The sequence below is a fragment of the Streptomyces sp. NPDC085460 genome, from assembly GCF_044541975.1.
Taxonomy (GTDB): domain Bacteria; phylum Actinomycetota; class Actinomycetes; order Streptomycetales; family Streptomycetaceae; genus Streptomyces.
The window spans coordinates 158,129-176,102 of sequence record NZ_JBITTO010000001.1; the positions used below are offsets into that span (position 1 = coordinate 158,129).

Annotated in this window: 20 protein-coding genes and 1 tRNA gene; 13 read left to right on the top strand and 8 right to left on the bottom strand. The window is 74.2% G+C overall.

The window, feature by feature from the left end; genetic code table 11:
• Positions 1-3 precede the first annotated feature (3 nt).
• Complete coding sequence (locus tag ACIGHB_RS00645; RefSeq protein ID WP_399908307.1) at positions 4-615, top strand: hypothetical protein; 612 nt, start codon at positions 4-6, stop codon at positions 613-615.
• Between the two features lie 150 nt (positions 616-765).
• On the opposite strand, the gene ACIGHB_RS00650 is transcribed toward ACIGHB_RS00645, so the two are convergent.
• Entirely contained in the window at positions 766-1,068 is a 303-nt protein-coding gene (locus ACIGHB_RS00650; protein WP_360313680.1) for a hypothetical protein, read from the bottom strand.
• Between the two features lie 84 nt (positions 1,069-1,152).
• Here ACIGHB_RS00650 and ACIGHB_RS00655 point away from each other — a divergent pair, with 84 nt between their 5' ends.
• The 3 genes from ACIGHB_RS00655 to ACIGHB_RS00665 all read left to right on the top strand — a co-directional run bounded on the left by ACIGHB_RS00655 (position 1,153) and on the right by ACIGHB_RS00665 (position 2,525).
• A complete protein-coding gene (locus ACIGHB_RS00655; protein ID WP_399908310.1) occupies positions 1,153-1,767 on the top strand; it encodes a TetR/AcrR family transcriptional regulator in 615 nt (204 codons plus the stop codon).
• Between the two features lie 160 nt (positions 1,768-1,927).
• Positions 1,928-2,341: a VOC family protein gene (locus ACIGHB_RS00660; RefSeq protein WP_360313684.1), complete on the top strand. Its 414-nt coding sequence runs from the start codon at positions 1,928-1,930 to the stop codon at positions 2,339-2,341.
• 99 nt (positions 2,342-2,440) lie between these two features.
• Positions 2,441-2,525: transfer RNA gene (locus ACIGHB_RS00665), tRNA-Leu, on the top strand.
• 114 nt (positions 2,526-2,639) lie between these two features.
• Here ACIGHB_RS00665 and ACIGHB_RS00670 read toward each other — a convergent pair.
• Together ACIGHB_RS00670 and ACIGHB_RS00675 are read right to left on the bottom strand one after the other, a co-directional pair.
• The gene (locus ACIGHB_RS00670; RefSeq protein WP_399908314.1) at positions 2,640-3,446 is read right to left on the bottom strand and encodes a serine protease; all 807 of its coding nucleotides are present in this window, start codon (positions 3,444-3,446) and stop codon (positions 2,640-2,642) included.
• Positions 3,447-3,646: 200 nt separating this feature from the next.
• Positions 3,647-4,702, bottom strand: a complete 1,056-nt coding sequence (locus tag ACIGHB_RS00675; RefSeq protein ID WP_391077336.1) for a biotin/lipoate A/B protein ligase family protein — start codon at positions 4,700-4,702, stop codon at positions 3,647-3,649.
• 134 nt (positions 4,703-4,836) lie between these two features.
• Here ACIGHB_RS00675 and ACIGHB_RS00680 point away from each other — a divergent pair, with 134 nt between their 5' ends.
• The 8 genes from ACIGHB_RS00680 to ACIGHB_RS00715 all read left to right on the top strand — a co-directional run bounded on the left by ACIGHB_RS00680 (position 4,837) and on the right by ACIGHB_RS00715 (position 11,316).
• Complete coding sequence (locus ACIGHB_RS00680) at positions 4,837-5,685, top strand: inositol monophosphatase family protein (protein ID WP_360313688.1); 849 nt, start codon at positions 4,837-4,839, stop codon at positions 5,683-5,685.
• A gap of 74 nt (positions 5,686-5,759) precedes the next feature.
• Positions 5,760-7,193, top strand: a complete 1,434-nt coding sequence (locus ACIGHB_RS00685) for a phytoene desaturase family protein (RefSeq protein ID WP_399908317.1) — start codon at positions 5,760-5,762, stop codon at positions 7,191-7,193.
• Between the two features lie 9 nt (positions 7,194-7,202).
• Positions 7,203-7,823, top strand: a complete 621-nt coding sequence (locus tag ACIGHB_RS00690) for an L-threonylcarbamoyladenylate synthase (RefSeq protein ID WP_360313692.1) — start codon at positions 7,203-7,205, stop codon at positions 7,821-7,823.
• A gap of 117 nt (positions 7,824-7,940) precedes the next feature.
• Positions 7,941-8,720 carry a metallophosphoesterase gene (locus ACIGHB_RS00695; protein ID WP_399908320.1) on the top strand — a complete coding sequence of 260 codons (780 nt, stop codon included), beginning with the start codon at positions 7,941-7,943 and terminating at the stop codon, positions 8,718-8,720.
• 143 nt (positions 8,721-8,863) lie between these two features.
• On the top strand, positions 8,864-10,333 hold the full coding sequence (locus ACIGHB_RS00700) for an AlkA N-terminal domain-containing protein (RefSeq protein ID WP_399908323.1): 1,470 nt from the start codon (positions 8,864-8,866) through the stop codon (positions 10,331-10,333).
• Positions 10,334-10,345: 12 nt separating this feature from the next.
• Positions 10,346-10,852: a methylated-DNA--[protein]-cysteine S-methyltransferase gene (locus ACIGHB_RS00705; protein WP_360313698.1), complete on the top strand. Its 507-nt coding sequence runs from the start codon at positions 10,346-10,348 to the stop codon at positions 10,850-10,852.
• 78 nt (positions 10,853-10,930) lie between these two features.
• The gene (locus ACIGHB_RS00710; RefSeq protein ID WP_360313700.1) at positions 10,931-11,134 is read left to right on the top strand and encodes a type II toxin-antitoxin system VapB family antitoxin; all 204 of its coding nucleotides are present in this window, start codon (positions 10,931-10,933) and stop codon (positions 11,132-11,134) included.
• Positions 11,131-11,316, top strand: coding sequence for a hypothetical protein (locus ACIGHB_RS00715; RefSeq protein ID WP_399908327.1), 186 nt, complete (start codon positions 11,131-11,133; stop codon positions 11,314-11,316). The genes ACIGHB_RS00710 and ACIGHB_RS00715 overlap by 4 nt, the downstream gene beginning before the upstream one ends.
• A 7-nt stretch (positions 11,317-11,323) precedes the next feature.
• Here the strand turns inward: ACIGHB_RS00715 and ACIGHB_RS00720 are convergent, their stop codons facing one another.
• The 3 genes from ACIGHB_RS00720 to ACIGHB_RS00730 form a co-directional block, all read right to left on the bottom strand.
• On the bottom strand, positions 11,324-11,818 hold the full coding sequence (locus ACIGHB_RS00720; RefSeq protein ID WP_360313704.1) for an NUDIX hydrolase: 495 nt from the start codon (positions 11,816-11,818) through the stop codon (positions 11,324-11,326).
• On the bottom strand, positions 11,815-12,813 hold the full coding sequence (locus tag ACIGHB_RS00725; protein WP_399909324.1) for an ADP-ribosylglycohydrolase family protein: 999 nt from the start codon (positions 12,811-12,813) through the stop codon (positions 11,815-11,817). The genes ACIGHB_RS00720 and ACIGHB_RS00725 overlap by 4 nt, the downstream gene beginning before the upstream one ends.
• A 212-nt stretch (positions 12,814-13,025) precedes the next feature.
• Positions 13,026-14,738, bottom strand: coding sequence for a BCCT family transporter (locus ACIGHB_RS00730; protein WP_360313708.1), 1,713 nt, complete (start codon positions 14,736-14,738; stop codon positions 13,026-13,028).
• A 112-nt stretch (positions 14,739-14,850) separates the two neighbouring features.
• Here ACIGHB_RS00730 and ACIGHB_RS00735 point away from each other — a divergent pair, with 112 nt between their 5' ends.
• Positions 14,851-16,002, top strand: a complete 1,152-nt coding sequence (locus ACIGHB_RS00735; RefSeq protein WP_360313710.1) for a glycerate kinase — start codon at positions 14,851-14,853, stop codon at positions 16,000-16,002.
• Positions 16,003-16,048: 46 nt separating this feature from the next.
• Here the strand turns inward: ACIGHB_RS00735 and ACIGHB_RS00740 are convergent, their stop codons facing one another.
• Both ACIGHB_RS00740 and ACIGHB_RS00745 read right to left on the bottom strand, forming a co-directional pair.
• A complete protein-coding gene (locus ACIGHB_RS00740; RefSeq protein ID WP_399908331.1) occupies positions 16,049-16,648 on the bottom strand; it encodes a hypothetical protein in 600 nt (199 codons plus the stop codon).
• Positions 16,649-16,682: 34 nt separating this feature from the next.
• Positions 16,683-17,882: a helix-turn-helix domain-containing protein gene (locus tag ACIGHB_RS00745; protein ID WP_360313714.1), complete on the bottom strand. Its 1,200-nt coding sequence runs from the start codon at positions 17,880-17,882 to the stop codon at positions 16,683-16,685.
• Positions 17,883-17,974: the final 92 nt, after the last annotated feature.

Here is a 17,974-nt window from a genome sequence, read left to right on the forward strand (position 1 = left end):
ATCATGCACCGCGACATGGTGGAGCTCACCGGCGTGCTGACCGCGGTCGGGGATTCCGGCAACCGCGTCGACTGGGATGCGGTAGCGGCTTCGTACGGGCTCGATTTCCCCTCCGACTACAAGGAGTTCGTCTCCTTCTACGGAGAGGGGGAAATCGGTCCGGGAATCACCGTTCAGATTCCCGGCGTTTCCCCTGGGCGACTGTGGCCGGGTGTGGACCGGCTGCCGGAAATGACGAGGCGGAGCTTTTCCGCGAAGGAATGGAAGGATCCGGAATCCGCGCGTCTGTACAGCGTCGACGATTTCCTCGTCTGGGGAGCCGCCGATGACGGGGACGTCCTCTGCTGGATCACCCGGGGCGACGATCCCGCCGCATGGCCCGTGGCCGTCTTCTCCCGGTCCGAAGCATCCTGGGCCGTGCTGCCGCCGGGGATGGTGAAGACCTTGCTGGGGATCCTCCGCGCCGATGCGGGGGAGTGTCCCCTGAGCAACGAGCGGTTGTGGGGGGCGGGCCGCGCGACGTTCCTGCACGCGCGGGAATCCAGGCGGCGCCAGGACGCCGGCCTGGACCCGTGGACCGGTCAGCCCGACCCGTACGCGGGCGAGTTCGACTGACAGGCCCCAGGCACGGATGAAGGGCGGGCTGCTGGTTGCACCAGCAGCCCGCCCTTTCCGTCACCACGGGCAGGAACGTCCGGGCCGTCGGGCCACCGGGCCGCTGGGTGCCGGGTGCCGGGTGCCGGGTGCCGGGTACCGGGCTTCCGGTCAGCCGAGGGACGTGTACGCCCCGGCGCTGTGGAGCACGGTCATCTCCGGCGCTTCCGCGCACAGCGTGTCGAGGGCCGCCCGGTAGCGCTGGAAGGCGGGCAGCCCGCCGAGCACGCCCGGGCCGTCCGCCAGCTCGACGAAGGACACGAAGGTGACCTCGTCGTCGAGCCGGTACGTGTCGTACCGCAGCCCCCGCGGCCGGAGGGCGTCCAACTCCGCGTACACGGTACGGAGCAGCTCCTCGTGGCGCGCCGGCGCGTCGGCCCCGAGCTTCCACCGGATCATCACTCGCGCGGTCACTCTCGTCTCCCTCGTTCGACGACTGATTCACGCAACACCCTGTCTTTCGAAATACAGGCTGTCAAGCGGACTAGGATGGCGCTCATGGCAACCCGGAAGTACGAGCAGCGACTGCGCGCCGAGTCGGCACAGGAGACCCGGCGGCGGATCCTCGACGCGGTCTACGAGCAACTCCGGGAGGCGCCGTCCACGCCCCTGAGCGTCGACCGGATCGCCCGCGCGGCCCGGGTGGCCCGGCCGACCGTCTACCTGGTCTTCGGCTCCCGGGCGGGGCTCTTCGACGCCGTCGGGGCGGACCTGCTCCAGCGCGGCGGCTTCGCGTCGATGATCGAGAGGTCGGCCCACCCCGACGCCCGCGAGGGACTGCGCGGCGGCGTCCGCGGCGTCGTGGAGATGTACGCCGCCCACCGGGACGTGCTGCGGGTGCTCTCGTCCATGGCCCTGCTGGACTCCGCCGCCGTCGGCGGCGCGGTCGGGCGGCTCGAGCAGGGCCGGGCGGCCGGCATGGCCCACCTGGCGGGCCGGCTCGCCGAGCAGGACCTGCTGCGTCCCGGTCTCACCGCCGAACACGCCGCCGACGTCCTGTGGCTGCTGACCGCCTTCGACAGCTTCGACCTGCTGTACACCGGCCGCGGCGCCTCCGCCGACGCCACCGCCGACCTCCTGGTGACGACCGCGGAGCGCACCTTGTGCGCGTGACGGCGGCTCACCCGGGCCGTCCGCGGCGGCCCCCGCCCGCCCGCCGCACCGACACCCGGGCGAACACCGCCCCCGCTCCCGGCGCGGCACCGGCCACGGGGCGGACAGGATGCCTAAGGTCGCACGCACGCACCCAGCCACCCCCCCAGAGGAGCGACCCGTGGCCTCCCGGCTCAACCCCTACATCAGCTTCACCGGCCAGGCGAAGCAGGCACTCGACGCCTACAAGGACGTCTTCGGCGGCGAGCTCGTCGTCCACACCTTCTCCCAGTTCGGCGAGGCGCCGCCCGGGTTCGAGGACAAGATCATGCACGGCATGCTGGAGACCCCGGCCGGCTTCACGCTGATGGCCTCGGACACCCCGCCCGGCATGGACTACACCCCCGGCAACAACATCAGCGTCAGCGTCAGCGGCGAGGACGAGACCGAACTCCGCGGCTACTGGACCAAGCTCTCCGAGCGCGGCACGGTCACGGTCCCCCTGGAGAAGCAGATGTGGGGCGACATCTTCGGCATGTGCATCGACGAGTTCGGCGTCACGTGGATGGTCAACGTCACCATCAAGCCCTCCTGACCCGCCCTGACCACCGCAAACGCGGGTGAGAAGCACCTCGAACACCTGGTAGATTGATGTTCGTCGCCACACGGGGAACCGGCGGGCGGCAGACACCTTGTCCGGGTGGCGGAATGGCAGACGCGCTAGCTTGAGGTGCTAGTGCCCTTTATCGGGCGTGGGGGTTCAAGTCCCCCCTCGGACACGATCGAAGACGAGCCGTGCAGGCCGGTGCGAACCGGAGTGCACGGCTCGTCTTCGTATGCGTTCCTGCCCCTTCCTGCCTCTTCTTCATCTTCCTGCTTGTTCCTGCCTGCGGTCACGAGGGCGGGGGGTGGAGGTCCGTGGTGTGGGTGAGCCAGGGGAGGTGGGAGGTGATTCTGGTGTTCACCGCGGGGGTGTCGGTGGCGCAGCCCCGGCCGTAGGAGACCAGGGCGGCCAGGGTGGGGCGGCCGTTGGGGGAGCGGTGGACGAGGGGGCCGCCGGAGTCGTAGACGCAGGAGTCGCGGCCGGAAGTCCAGGTGCAGAGCTGGGCGGGGGTGAGGCCGTCGACACCGCGGAGGGCGCAGGCCGGGTTGGTGAGGGTGTCCAGGGTGACCGTGCGGAGCACGGGGGAGGGGGCTCCGCCGAAGGAGGTCGCGCCCCAGCCGACGGCCTCCAGACGGGTGTGGGCGAACGATTCGCCAGAGGCGGGCAGCGAGATCGGGCGGACTCCGGCGTCGGGGCGGACCGGGGCCGACAGGGTGATCACGGCGAGGTCGTTCTCGTGGGTGCCGGGGTCGTGACGGGGGTGCGGGGTGAAGCGGGCGGGGCGGGCCACGCGCGCGTGGCGGGACTCCGTCGCCGTCCGCAGGTCGTGGTCGCCGAGCAGGACCGCGACCCGGGCGGGGTCGGCGTACAAGCCCGTCAGGCAGTGGGCGGCGGTCAGGACGTGCCGGGGGCCGATCAGGACGCCGCCGCAGAACTGCCGGTGGCGCGCCGTGTCGACCAGCGCCGCCGCGTACGGGTACGCCCGCGGGGCCGCCTCACGGCCGCCGACGATCGCCGCCGCCTCGGGCGGCCCGACCGGCGCCGTCGCGAGAAGCGCCCCCAGAAGTGCCGCCGCCAGAGCTCTCGCCCGTCCCAAGGTGTCCTCCGTGGCCGTCGACCCAGCGTGTCCATGGCGTCAACGAGCCGGTACGGGGCAGGTCACCGGCCCGGCCTCGGCAGGGCTAGCGCGGTGATCGCCAGGGCCGCGGCGGCGAGCGGCAGCGTCACCGTACGAAGGGCCCCCACCAGGCACCCCGCGGGCGGTCAATTCCCCCCCCGCCGGGCTGCCGAGTCCCGCTAAGGAACCCGCGCGGTCCACTCCTCCGACGAGAACTTCGACTCCGCCAGCTCCTTGGCGAGGGCGAGTTCCTCCTCCGTGATCCCGCCCTCCGTGAGGCCGTACCGCTGCCGGAAGGAGCCGATCATCCGCTCGATCACGGCCTCGCGCGGCAGACCGGTCTGCCGGCGCAGCGGGTCGACGCGCTTCTTCGCGCTCCTGGTGCCCTTGTCGGAGAGCTTCTCGCGCCCGATCCGCAGCACCTCGGTCATCTTGTCGGCGTCGATGTCGTACGCCATCGTCACGTGGTGCAGCACCGCGCCGCCGCCGGTCACCATCCGCTTCTGCGCCGCGCCCGCGATCTTCCCGGCCTCGGTGGCGATGTCGTTGAGCGGCTGGTACCACGCCTTGACGCCCATGTCGCCGAGGGCGCCGAGCACCCAGTCGTCGAGGTAGGCGTAGCTGTCGGTGAAGGAGAGGCCCTGCACCAGGGCGTCGGGGACCGACAGGGAGTACGTGATGGTGTTGCCGGGCTCGATGAACATGGCGCCGCCGCCGCTGATCCGGCGCACCACCCGGATGCCGTGCCGTCCGGCGGCCTCCGGGTCGACCTCGTTGCGCAGGGACTGGAAGCTGCCGATGACGACGGCGGGCGCGCCCCACTCCCAGACCCGCAGGGTCGGCGGGCGGCGGCCGGCCGCGACCTCGGCGGTGAGGACCTCGTCGAGCGCCATGTGCAGGGCGGGGTCCTGCGGCGGCTCGTGGATCAGCTGCCAGTCGTAGTCGGTCCAGTCGGTGGCGTGGGCGAGCGCCCGGCGGACCGCCACGCCGATGCCCTCGGTGGTGAGGCCGAACATCTGGGTGCCCGGCGGTAGCGCCGCGTCGATGCGGGCGGCGAGCCCGGAGGCGTCGGTGTCGGCGGGGGCGCCCTCCAGGGCGCGGTCGATGGCGAGGATCGCCTCGTCGGGTTCGAGGAAGAAGTCGCCCGCCACCCGGACCCGGGCCAGCGCCCCGTCCACCACGTCGAGGTCGACGACGACCAGCTTCCCGCCGGGGACCTTGTACTCGCCGTGCACCGGATCGACCTGCCTCTCGCAGAGCTCGAAGACCAAGGGGTGAAACCGCCCAAAGCGTACTCCTGGTGCCGCCCCCGCCGGGCCCCGGCGGAGGCCCTGTACCGATTGTCGGACCCGCGTGCTTAGCTGGACGCATGATCGAATCCTTCCTTGAGCACGTCCTCGACGGCGGTACGACCGAGGTGGAGGAAGCGGTCCGCAAGGCGGCCGCGGCGGAGATCATGCCGCGCTTCCGACAGCTCGCCGACCACGAGATCGTCGAGAAGAAGGGGCCCTACGACCTGGTGACGGTCGCCGACCGGGCCGCCGAGGAGCACCTGACCGAGGCGCTGACCGCCCTGCTGCCGGGCTCCGTCGTGGTCGGCGAGGAGGCCGTCCACGCCGACCCGGAGGTGTACGGGCGGCTGCGCGGCGACGCGCCCGTCTGGATCGTCGACCCGGTGGACGGCACCCGCCAGTTCGTGCACGGCGACCCGGGGTTCTGCACCCTGGTCGCCCTCGCCCGGCACGGCGAGCTCCTCGCCTCCTGGACGTACGCGCCGGCCCTCGGCGAGCTGGCGGTCGCCGTGCGCGGGCGCGGCGCGTTCCTGAACGGCGAGCGGATACGGTCCGGTTCGCCCGCCCCGGGCGCGGTCCTGGAGGTCGCCACCTCGCACCCCGACTACACCACCGCCGACCAGAAGCGGGCCCTCCTGGGCCTGGTGACGGATGGAGTCCGGCCCCGGCCCTGCGGCTCGGCCGGCCTGGAGTACCTGGCGATCGCCCGGGGCGAGCTCGCCGCCACGGCCTTCAGCTGGGAGCTGGCCTGGGACCACGCGGCGGGCCTGCTGCTGGTCGCGGAGGCGGGCGGCGCGCAGACCACCGTCACGGGCGAGCCGTTCCGGATCACCGGGGGCAACGCGCTGCCGTTCACCGCCGCCCGGGACGCGGCCACCGCCGAGCGGATCCGCGCCCTCCTCGCCGGCGGCCCGGCCGGGGACTGACGCATGACCAGGAGCGGGCGGGGCCGGGCCTATCCTGGCCCTGCCGTACCGTCGGCCGACGTGAGGAGTCCGAGGTGACGTCGATGCTCGATGCCGTCGTCGTGGGGGCGGGACCCAATGGACTGACCGCCGCCGTCGAGCTGGCCCGGCGCGGGCACTCCGTGGCCGTCTTCGAGGCCAGGGAGACCGTCGGCGGCGGAGCCCGTACGGAGGAACTGACCCTCCCCGGCTTCCGCCACGACCCCTGCTCCGCGGTCCACCCGCTCGGCGCCGGCTCGCCCGTCTTCCGGACCATGCCGCTCGACCGGTACGGCCTGGAATGGCTCCACCCCGAACTGCCCATGGCCCACCCCTGGGACGACGGCACCGCCGCCGTCCTCTCCCGCTCCGTCGCCGAGACCGCCGCCTCCCTCGGGCCGCGCGACGCCGGCACCTACCGCCGGCTCGTCACCCCCTTCCTCGGCCGGTGGGAGGACCTCACCCGGGACTTCATGCAGCTGCCGCTGACCGCGCTGCCCCGCGACCCGGTGACCCTCGCCCGCTTCGGCCTCACCGGACTCCAGCCCGCCACCTGGATGCTGCGCCGCTTCCGCGACGAGAAGGCCCGCGCCCTCCTCGCCGGCATGGTCGGCCACGTCATGGCGCCCCTCGACGGGTTCGCCACCTCCGCCGTCGGCCTCGTCTTCGCGATCGCCGCGCACACCGTCGGCTGGCCCGTGCCCCGGGGCGGCTCCCAGGCGATCCCGGACGCCCTCACCGCGTACCTCACCGAGCTCGGCGGCACCGTGCACACCGGGTACGAGGTCAAACGCCTCGACGACCTCCCGCCCGCCCGCGCCTACCTCTTCGACACCTCGCCCACCGCCCTCGCCCGCATCACCGGCTTCGGCGCCCACCACTACGCCCACTACGAGTACGGCGCCGCCGCCTTCAAGATCGACTACGCCCTCGACGGGCCCGTGCCCTGGACCGCCGAGGCCGCCCGCCGGGCCGGCACCGTCCAGGTCGGCCCCTCCGCCCGCGCGATCGACACCGCGCTGCGCCAGGCGTCCTCCGGCACCGCCCCCGACACGCCCTTCCTCATCACCGCCCAGCCCAGCCTCGTCGACCCGAGCCGCGCCCCCGAGGGCCGGCACGTCTTCTGGGCGTACGGGCACGTGCCCAACGGCTGGCGCGGCGACCTCACCGACGCCATCGAGCGCCGGATCGAGCGCTTCGCCCCCGGCTTCCGCGACCGGGTCCTCGCCCGCGCCACCGCCGGCCCGCCCGAACTCGCCGCCCGCAACGCCAACTACGTCGGCGGCGACATCGCCTGCGGAGCCGCCCGCGGCCTCCAGCTCGTGCTGCGCCCCACCCTGTCCCCGTGGCCGTACCACACCCCCCACCCGGCGGTCTTCCTCTGCTCCTCCGCCACCCCGCCCGGCCCCGGCGTCCACGGGATGTCCGGGCACAACGCGGCCAAGGCCGTCTGGCGCCATCTCAGAAACCTCGACGCCGCCGGAACCTAGACTCGCCCCATGGCCAAGTACATCGACGTGCACCCCGAGAACCCCCAGCCGCGCATCATCGACGGCGTGGCCGACTCGATCCGCAAGGGCGGGCTCATCGCCTACCCCACCGACTCCTGCTACGCCCTCGGCAGCCGCATCGGCAACCACGACGGCCTCACCCGCATCCGGGAGATCCGCCGCCTCGACGACCGGCACCACTTCACCCTCATGTGCGCGGACTTCGCACAGCTCGGCCAGCTCGTGCACATCGACAACCGGGTCTTCCGCGCCGTCAAGGCCGCCGTCCCCGGCGCGTACACCTTCATCCTGCCCGGCACGAAGGAGGTGCCCCGCCAGCTGCTCCACCCCAAGAAGAAGACCGTCGGCGTCCGCATCCCCGATCACGGCGTCACCCAGGCGCTGCTTGCCTCACTCGGCGAACCCCTGCTCTCCTCCACCCTCCTCCTGCCCGACGAGGAGGAACCCCTGACCCAGGGCTGGGAGATCAAGGAGCGGCTCGACCACCAGGTCGACGCCGTCCTCGACTCCGGCGACTGCGGCACCGTCCCCACCACCGTCGTCGACTTCTCCAGCGGCGAACCCGAGGTCGTCCGCGTCGGCGCGGGGGACCCCACCCGCTTCGAGTGAGCGAACCCGGGGCCGGGAGGGCCACCTCGCGGCCGGTGGCCCTTACGCGCCCGCGCGCGATCACCGTACGGTCGGTCGGGTGAACCACCGTTCACCCCGACCGCCGGAGGCTTACGCGTGATCGTCATCGCCCACGTCAGCGACATCCACATCGACGCGGGGGAGCGCGCCACCGCGCGCACCCGCGCCGTCCTGCGCCACCTGGAGGACCTGCCGTATGACCTCGCGGCCGTCCTCGTCTCCGGCGACATCGCCGACCACGCCGAACCCGCCGAGTACGACCGCGCCCGCGCCCTCCTCGCCGGCCGCCACCCGCTCGTCGTCTGCCCCGGCAACCACGACGACCGCGCGGCCTTCCGGGCCGGCCTCGGGCCGCTGCTCCACGAGGAAGGCGACCCGGCCCCCGCCGCCCCCGTGGACCAGGTCCTGCGCGGCGACGGCTTCGTCCTCGCCGTCTGCGACTCCTCGATCCCCGGCAAGCACGACGGGTACCTGGAGGACACCACCCTGGAACGGCTGGACCGCGTCCTCACCGACACCCCGCGCGAGACGCCCGTCCTCGTCGCCTTCCACCACCCGCCGGTCCCGCTGCACACCCCGTACGTGGACGAGATCCGCCAGTTCGGCGAGGAGCGGCTCGCCGCGCTCGCCGACCGCCACCCGCACCTCACCGCCTTCCTCGCCGGCCACGCCCACACCGCCGCCGCCACCACCTTCGCGGGCCGCCCGCTGCTCGTCGCCCCCGGCACGGTCTCCACGATCAAGCTGCCCTGGGAGCACCCCAGCCCCGGCAGCCCGTACGTCCACCTGGACGCCCCGCCCGGCATCGCCTTCCACGTCCTCGACGACGGCGGACGGCTCACCACCCACTACCGGACGGTGCCCGTCGGCGACTGACCCGCCCCAGGGCGGCTCACCCCAGGGCCCCGCCCCAGGGCGGTTCACCCCAGGGCCCCGCCGCACGGCCGGCCTCAGGGCGCCTCGGGGTCCATGTCGTTTTTCTGCCAGCCGGACGCCCGCGCATCACCGATCCTGGATCCATGCACACCCAGACCGAGCGCTGTGTGCGGGCCGTCCAGTCCAAGGACGCCCGCTTCGACGGCGTGTTCTTCACCGCCGTCCTGACCACTCGGATCTACTGCCGCCCCAGCTGCCCGGCGGTCCCGCCCAAGCCCGAGAACATGGAGTTCCACCCCAGCGCCGCGGCCTGCCAGCGGGCCGGCTTCCGGGCCTGCAAGCGGTGCCGGCCCGACACCAGCCCCGGCTCCCCGGAGTGGAACGTGCGCGCCGACGCCGTCGCCCGCGCCGTGCGGCTCATCCAGGACGGGGTGGTGGACCGGGAGGGCGTCCCCGGGCTCGCCCGCCGCCTCGGCTGGTCCACCCGGCAGGTCGAGCGCCAGCTCCTCGCCGAGCTGGGCGCGGGCCCGCTCGCCCTGGCCCGCGCCCAGCGCGCCCAGACCGCCCGCATCCTGGTCGAGACCACCGGACTGCCCTTCGGCGAGATCGCCTTCGCCTCCGGCTTCTCCTCGATCCGCTCCTTCAACGACACCGTCCGGCAGGTCTTCGCCCTCACCCCCGGTGAACTCCGCGCCCGTGCCGCGCGCCCCGCCGCGCCGCACACGCCCGGCGTGATCAGCCTCCGGCTGCCCTTCCGGGCCCCGCTCGAACCGTCCAACCTCTTCGGCCACCTCGCCGCCACCGCCGTCCCCGGCGTCGAGGAGTGGCGCGACGGCGCCTACCGCCGCACCCTGACCCTCCCGTACGGCCACGGCATCGTCGCCCTCACCCCGCGCCCCGACCACATCGCCTGCCGGCTCTCCCTCACCGACCCGCGCGACCTCACCCACGCGATCAGCCGCTGCCGCCGGCTCCTCGACCTCGACGCCGACCCCGTCGCCGTCGACGACCGGCTCCGCGCCGACCCGCTGCTCGCCCCGCTCGTCGACAAGGCGCCCGGCCGGCGCGTCCCCGGCACCGTCGACCCGGCCGAGTTCGCCGTCCGCGCCGTCCTCGGCCAGCAGGTCTCGACGGCCGCCGCCCGCACCCACGCGGCCCGCCTGGTCACCGCGCACGGCGTGCCGATCGAGGACCCCGAGGGCGGCCTCACCCACCTCTTCCCCACCCCCGAGGCGCTCTCCGGGCTCGACCCCGAGACCCTGGCCCTGCCCCGCAGCCGGCGCGCCACCCTGCTCACCCTCGTCCGGGCCCTCGCCGGCGGGGAACTCGTCCTCGGCCCCGACACCGACCGGGCGGAGACCCGGGCCCGGCTGCTCGCCCTGCCCGGCTTCGGCCCCTGGACCACCGAGGTCATCGCCATGCGCGCGCTCGGCGACCCCGACGCCTTCCTCCCCGGCGACCTCGGCGTCCGCCGCGCCGCCGAGGGGCTCGGCCTGCCCGGCACCCCCGCCGCGCTCACCGCCCGCTCCGCCCACTGGGCGCCCTGGCGCGCCTACGCCGTCCAGTACCTCTGGGCCACCGACTCCCACCCGATCAACCACCTCCCCGCGTAAGGAAGTCCAGCCATGCCCCGCACCGTCGTGCACACGGTCGTGGACAGCCCCTACGAGCCGCTGACCCTGGTGGCCGTCGACGGCGTCCTGAGCCGCGTCCACATGACCGACCAGCGCCACCGCCCGCCGGAGGAGACCTTCGGGGACCGGGACCCCCGCCCCTTCGGCGAGACGATCCGGCAGCTCGACGCCTACTTCGCGGGCGAACTCACCGCGTTCGACCTCCCGCTCCACCTGGAGGGAACCCCCTTCCAGCGGAGCGTCTGGGAGCAGCTCCTGCTCATCCCGTACGGGGAGACCCGCACGTACGGCGAACTCGCCGAGGCCCTCGGCAGCGCCGGCGCCTCCCGCGCGGTCGGTCTCGCCAACGGCAAGAACCCGGTCAGCATCATCGTCCCCTGCCACCGCGTCATCGGCTCCGGCGGCAGCCTCACCGGCTACGGCGGCGGCGTCGACCGGAAGAAGCGCCTGCTCGCCTTCGAGTCGGGCGGTTCCGGCCTGCCCGACGCGCTCTTCTAGTCCGGCCGCCGGAGCGATCCGCGAGCACCGTGCCGAACGGCTCCCGTGACCGGGTTTCCCGGTGTTAAGTTCCGGTCCATGGCCAAGGTGAACATCGCGCTCGACGCCGAACTCGTCGTGGAAGTCATGGTCCTGGCGGGCGTGGGCAGCCCCCAGGACGCCGTGGAGGCCGTCGTCCGCGACTACATCGCGCGCGGCCACCGCACGGAGGCCAGGACCGCCACCCGCGACGAGGCGAACCGCACCGGAGACATGCTGCCGCCGGAGCCCCCGCAGGGATGAGCGCCCCGACGGGGCAGGACCCCGACCGGCGCGCCCGGCTGCTCGTCGGTGGCTGCTTCGGCATGCTCATCGCCGCGATCCTGCTGGCCGCCCTCGCGATGCTGCTGATGTCCGTGGCGATCACGGGCTTCTACGAACGGGGCGGCGACGACTCCAAACCCGTTCCCACGCCATCGGAGTGATGGTTCGTCAGGTCTCGGCGGGCAGGCCGTCCACCAGCTCCGCCGGACCGCTCCCGTCGGCCAGGGCGCGCAGGCCGGCCAGCACCCGCAGGCCCAGGCTCCCCGGCAGATGGGCCGGCACCTCGGACGGCTCGATCAGCTTCCAGGAGAGCAGTTCCTCCTCCTGGAGCCGGATCTCCGCGAACCGCTCCTCGGCCAGCACCCCGCCGTCGTACAGGTACGCCACGATCGGCGGCCGGCCCGTGCCGTGCGACCAGTCCACCGCGAGCAGCGGCCCCAGCGGCACGTCCAGACCGATCTCCTCGGCGGTCTCCCGGCGGGCCCCCTGCCGGGGCGTCTCGCCCGCGTCCGACTCGACCGTCCCGCCGGGCAGGGCCCAGTGGTCGCGGTAGTTCGGCTCCACGACCAGGACCCGGCCCCGGGCGTCCCGGAAGAGCGCGGCGGACGCGGCGAGTACGCGGGGGAGGCCGGCGATGTACGTGGCGTAGTCGGTGGTGGTCATGGGGGAAGCGTAGCCAGCCGCAGGGTCCGCTCGGCGAGGTCGCGGATCCCGGCCCCGTCGAAGCCGTACACGGCGCTGCGCACCCGGTCGCGCAGCGGCCGGGACCACTGCGGCGGGATCGCCGCCGCCCCGCACAGCACCCCGGCCACCGACCCGGCCGTCGCCCCGTTGGAGTCGGTGTCGAGGCCGCCGCGCACGGTCAGGGCGATCGTGCGGGTGAAGTCGCCCTCGCCGTAGAGGAGTCCGGCGGTCAGCACCGCCGCGTTCGGCACGACGTGGATCCAGTGGAGGCCGGCCGTGCGGACCGCCAGCTCGTCGAGCGCGTCCGACCAGCCGAGCCCCGCCTCGTACAGCGCGATCGTCTCCCGCACGGTCCGGGCCAGCCGGCTTCCCGGCGGCACCACCTCCAGCGCGGTGACCAGCGCGGAGCGGGCGTCGGGCGCGGTGAAGGCGGCGGCGATGAGGGCGGCCGCCCACATCGCCCCGTACACGCCGTTCCCGGTGTGCGAGACGACCGCGTCGCGGCGGGCCAGGCCGGCCGCCCGGCGCGGGTCGCCGGGGCTCGTCCAGCCGTAGACGTCGGCCCTGATCAGGGCCCCGATCCACTCCTGGTAGGGGTTGTCGTAGGTCGCGGTCAGCGGTGGGCGCAGACCGTTGGCGAGGTTCCGGTACGCGGCCCGCTCGGCGGTGTACGTCTGGAGGTACGGCAGCCGCAACAGCCACAGCTCGCCCACCTGCTCGGTGGTGAAGCCGAAGCCGTACGTCTCCAGGAGGTGCAGTCCGAGGAGGGTGTAGTCGACGTCGTCGTCCCGGCAGCTCTCCCGGATCCCGCCGCGCACGCACAGCGGCCACTCGGGCCGCAGCGCGAAGCCCTCCGCGCCGTCGGGCGGCGGCGGGAGGTAGTCGGTGAGCGGCAGGGCGCCGGTGAGCCGCAGATAGGCGTCGATCCGCTCCCTCGTCCAGTGGTCGCCCCGCTCGACGGGCTTGCCGAGCATGTTCCCGGCGATCCGCCCGGTCCAGCCACCGAGAATCCGGTCGGCGAGGTCCGCCGTGGCGAGGTCCGGCACGGCGACCGGGCCAGGGCCGACCGGGCCAGGGCCGACCGGAGCAGGGCCGACGGGACCAGGCCCGCCGCGCCCCGGGCCGACGCCCCCCGGGCCGACGTGCCCCGGGCCGGCGGGATCCGGGCGCTGTCCGGGGGCGTCCGTCATGCCCCGCCGTCCTTCGGGGGTTCGCCGCTCTCCGTGTCCGCGCGGGAGCGGGCCGCGCGGTGGAGGCGGTGGTGCCGGGAGCCGCCGCCCTGCGTCTCGGTCAGGGCCTCGCCGACCAGGGCCCGTACCGCGTCCCGCATGCCGTGCAGGGCGTGGTGCCGGGCCGGGCCCGCGCCCGGGTCCTCCCGCAGCTCCCGTACCAGCGCCCAGCAGAGCACCAGCATGACCACCACGAACGGCAGCGCCACCAGGATCGTCGCCGTCTGGAGCGAGTTCAGGCCGCCGGCCACCAGCAGCACCGCCGCGACGGCCGCCATCAGCACGCCCCAGGTCACGACCAGCCACGTCGGCGGGTGCAGCGAGCCCCGGCTGGTCAGCGAGCCCATGACGAGCGACGCCGAGTCGGCGCTGGTCACGAAGTACGTCATCACCAGCAGCATCGCGATGACCGAGGTGACCGTGCCCAGCGGCAGCGCCCTCAGCATCGCGAAGAGCGACGCCTCCACCCCGTCCTGCACCGCCGCCGCCAGATCGGCCTCGCCGGTCGACTCCAGCCGGATCGCGGTGCCGCCCATCACGCAGAACCAGACGACCGTCGCCCCCGACGGGACGAGCAGCACGCCCACCAGGAACTCGCGGATCGTCCGGCCGCGCGAGATCCGGGCGATGAAGGTGCCGACGAACGGCGCCCAGGACAGCCACCACGCCCAGTAGAAGATCGTCCAGGCGCCCAGCCAGTCGCGGTCGGTGAAGGCGCCGGTCCGGCTCGCCATCGGCAGCAGTTCGTGGAGGTAGCCGCCGACCGAGGCCGGGATCGTGTCCAGGATGTAGACGGTCGGGCCGAGGAGGAAGACGAAGAGCGCCAGGCAGGCGGCGAGCACGATGTTCAGCGTCGACAGCCACTTCACGCCCTTGTGCAGGCCGGAGAAGGCCGAGAGGACGAAGGCCGCCGACAGGGAGGCGATGATGATCAGTTCGGTGGCGGTCGAGTCCTCGACGCCCATGGTGATGTTCAGGCCCTCCGCGACCTGGAGGGCGCCCAGGCCCAGGCTCGTCGCGGTGCCGAAGACGGTCGCGAAGACCGCGAGCAGATCGATCGCCCTGCCCTGCCAGGAGGCGGCCCGGCGCGCCCCGATGAGCGGGACGAAGGCGCTGCTCAGCCGGTTGCCGCGGCCCTTGCGGAAGCCCGCGTAGGCGAGCGCGAGCCCGGCGATGCCGTAGATCGCCCACGGGGTCAGCGTCCAGTGGAAGAAGGAGTACTCCATCGCGGTCCTGGCCGCGGCGCCGGTCCCGGCCGGCGCGCCGCTGTCCGGCGGCGGGCTCAGGAAGTGCTGGAGCGGCTCGCCGACGCCGTAGAACATCAGGCCGATGCCCATGCCGGCGCTGAACATCATCGCGATCCAGGCCAGATTGGTGAACTCCGGCTCCGAGTCGTCCGCGCCCAGCCGGATCCGGCCGAAGCGGCTCAGCGCGATCACCACGCACAGCACCAGGAAGGTGTCGGCGGCGACCACGAACAGCCACGCGAAGTTGTCCAGGACCCAGGAGAGGGCCGAGGAGGAGGCGCTGTCGAAGGAGTCCTTGCCGAGCGCGGCCCACCCGACGACCGCGACGACGGCCGCCACGCCGATGCCGATGACCTTCGCGTCGGGCGCGTGCCGTTCCGGTACGTGATCCGGAGGCGTCCGATCGTTCATATCCGTGCTCATGTGAGCCCACTATGGTCGGACATTTCTCGTTATCCGGGGGTGGCACGCCGTCTTGCGGTACGGATAGGGTCGGCCCTGGCGCGACTGCCTGTTCGAAAGCAAGGGATGCAAGGTGACGGACGGAGCAGCAACTCAGGTCGCTCACGTGCTCGTGGCGGCCGACAAGTTCAAGGGCTCGCTCACGGCCGTACAGGTCGCGGAGCGGGTCACGGCGGGACTCCGGAAGGTCGTCCCCGGCCTCTCGGTCGAGGCCCTGCCCGTCGCCGACGGCGGCGACGGCACGGTCGCGGCGGCCGTGGCGGCCGGGTTCGAGCGGCGTGAGGTGCGGGTCGCGGGGCCCGTCGGCACACCGGTCACCGCCGCGTTCGCGCTGCGCGGCACCACGGCGGTCGTGGAGATGGCGGAGGCGTCCGGCCTCCAGCTCCTCCCGGCCGGTACGTTCGCCCCGCTGACCGCCACGACGTACGGCTCCGGCGAACTGCTGCGGGCCGCGCTCGACGCCGGCGCCACCACGATCGTCTTCGGCGTCGGCGGCAGCGCCACCACGGACGGCGGCGCGGGCATGCTGGCCGCGCTCGGCGCCCGTTTCCTCGACGCGGCCGGCGAGCCCGTCGGCCCCGGCGGCGCGGCCCTGGCCGAGCTGGCTTCCGCCGACCTGTCCGCCCTGGACCCGCGCTTCGCCGAGGTCGAGTTCATCCTCGCCAGCGACGTCGACAACCCGCTGACCGGCCCCAAGGGCGCGCCGGCGGTCTACGGCCCGCAGAAGGGCGCCTCGCCGGAGGACGTCGAGACCCTGGACGCGGCGCTCGCCCACTTCGCGCGGGTCCTGGAGAAGGCGATCGGCCCGAAGGCCGGCGAGCTCGCCGCCTCGCCCGGCGCGGGCGGCGCGGGCGGCATCGGCTACGGCGCCCTCCTCCTCGGCGCGAGCTTCCGCCCCGGCATCGAGCTGATGCTGGAGGTCCTCGGCTTCGCCCCGGCCCTGGAGCGCGCCACCCTCGTCATCACCGGCGAGGGCTCCCTCGACGAGCAGACCCTCCACGGCAAGGCCCCCGCGGGGGTCGCGGCGGCGGCCCGCGCCGCCGGCAAGGAGGTCGTCGCGGTCTGCGGCCGCCTGGCCCTGCCCCCGGAGACCCTGGGCGCGGCCGGCATCCGCCGCGCCTACCCCCTCTCGGCCCTGGAGCCGGACCCCGCCAAGTCCATCCCGAACGCGGGCCCCCTCCTGGAGGAGGTCGCCTCCCACATCGCCCGCGACTTCCTGGCGTAGCGCGCGGCGGTACGAGCGCCGGGCGCCGCGGGGCGCCCGGCCGCCGTCAGCCCGCGTCGACCGTCCGGTCCGGCGCGCCGGTCGACGGGTCCAGCGTGATCCGCTTCGTACCGTCGCCGTCGGTGACAAGGAGCGCGTCCGGGCCGTCCCACGCGACCGCGTGGAAGCCCGTGGGCTCGCCGTACGTCGCCACCTCGTGGCTCCGCGCGGTGAGCCCCGACCCCTCGACCACCGACACCCGCCACAGCGGGTCGATCATCGCCGCGCCCTGCTCGACCCGTACGGCCCGCTCGCCGCCGCCCGGCGCGGGAACCCGCTGGGTCTCCTCCCAGCCGGCGCCGAACACGTCGAAGAGCACCAGCCGGAAGAACACCACCAGGACGGCCCCCGCCGCGCAGGCGACGGCCACCGCCTGCCGCACCGGCCGCCGCGCGCCCGTCCGCAGGACGCCCGCGCCGCACAGCGCCAACCCGGCCAGCCAGTACGGCCACGCCGCCCCGAACGCGCCGAGCAGCACGACGTACCGCGTCGCCTCCGCCACCCACGCCCCCACCGGCTGGGCCACCGGCGCCAGCACCCCCACCGCGATCAGCACCGTCCCGAGGACCGGCAGCGGTGCCGTACGCGTGTTCGCCATGATCGTCACGGGTGCATCCTGCCAGGCCCGGCCGCCCCGCCCCTCACCCGGACGCCGTGAGCCGGAAGGCGTCCAGCGCCAGCGTCATCTCCGTGAGGTCGCGGGGGCGGGACAGCGACCTCGACGTCAGCTGCTCCAGGCGCCGCAGGCGGTTGAAGACCGTGTTGCGGTGGCAGTACAGCCGGCCCGCCGCGCGCCCCGCCGAGCCCTCGCAGTCCAGCCACGCGTCGAGCGTCTCCAGGAGCACCGCGCGGTCCGCGGGGTCCAGTTCGAGGAGCCCGCCGAGGACGTCGGTGACGAGGAGTTCGGCCAGGTCGGGGCGGCCCACGATCAGCGCGCCGGCCATCCGGCGGTCCAGCCGGACCACCTGGCGGGAGCCGGGCGGACAGGTGCGCAGGGCGAGTTCGGCGAGGCGGCGGGCGCGGCCGAGCTCGGTGAGGCCGGTGACGACCGGGCTGATGCCGCCGGGGCCCGGGCACCGCCCGTCGAGGAGCTGCGCCAGCGCGTCCAGGTCCGTCCCCTCGGCCAGCGCCACCACCCCGATCTCGCAGTCGGCCCGCATCCGCCACAGGAACCGCAGCCCCTCGCCCCGCACCTGCCGGTGGAACGGCTCGCGCTCCTCCCGCCGGTCGGGGCGCAGCACCACCACCGCGTACCGCCCCTGCTCCGGCAGGTCCAGGCCCGCCGCCGCCCGCGCCACCAGCTCCGGCGCCCGCTGGCCCCCGAGCAGCGCGTCCACGAGCGCCTGGAGCTGTTCGTCGGTACGGCGCCGCAGCTCCGCCTCGGTCGCCCGGTACGCCTCCGAGGCGCGGTCCGCCTGCGCGTCCACCGCCGACCAGACCGTCGTCGCCGACTGCATCAGCGCCGCGAGCTGACCGGTGTCCGCCCCCGCGCCCTCGATCAGCGCCTCCCACACCAGGTGCCCGGCGTGCCGGTACGCGTGCACCACCAGTTCCAGCGGCATGCCCTGTTCGGCCCGCCGCCGGCCCAGGAGCTCCGCGTGCTCCAGGTCCCGCCGGGGCGAGTGCCGGGGCGCCGAGATCATCTCGATCCCGATCCGTATCGCCTCGTGCGCCTCCTGCCAGTGCTGGTCGTACGGCACGATCCGCCCGTAGGCGGGCTCGTACGCGTGCAGCTCCGTCAGATGCTCGTCCACCAGCTCCGGCACCCGCTCCAGAAGCGCCGTGCACGCCCGTGCGAGCGCCTTCCAGTCGTCACCGGTCCGCCGTCTGCGCCGTCCCATGGCGGGAGCATCCACCGCCGCGGGCCGCACGGCAACGCCCTGACGCGCAGCGTTGTGCGCATGCACAGCCCCCCGGCGGCCCCGCTGGTCAC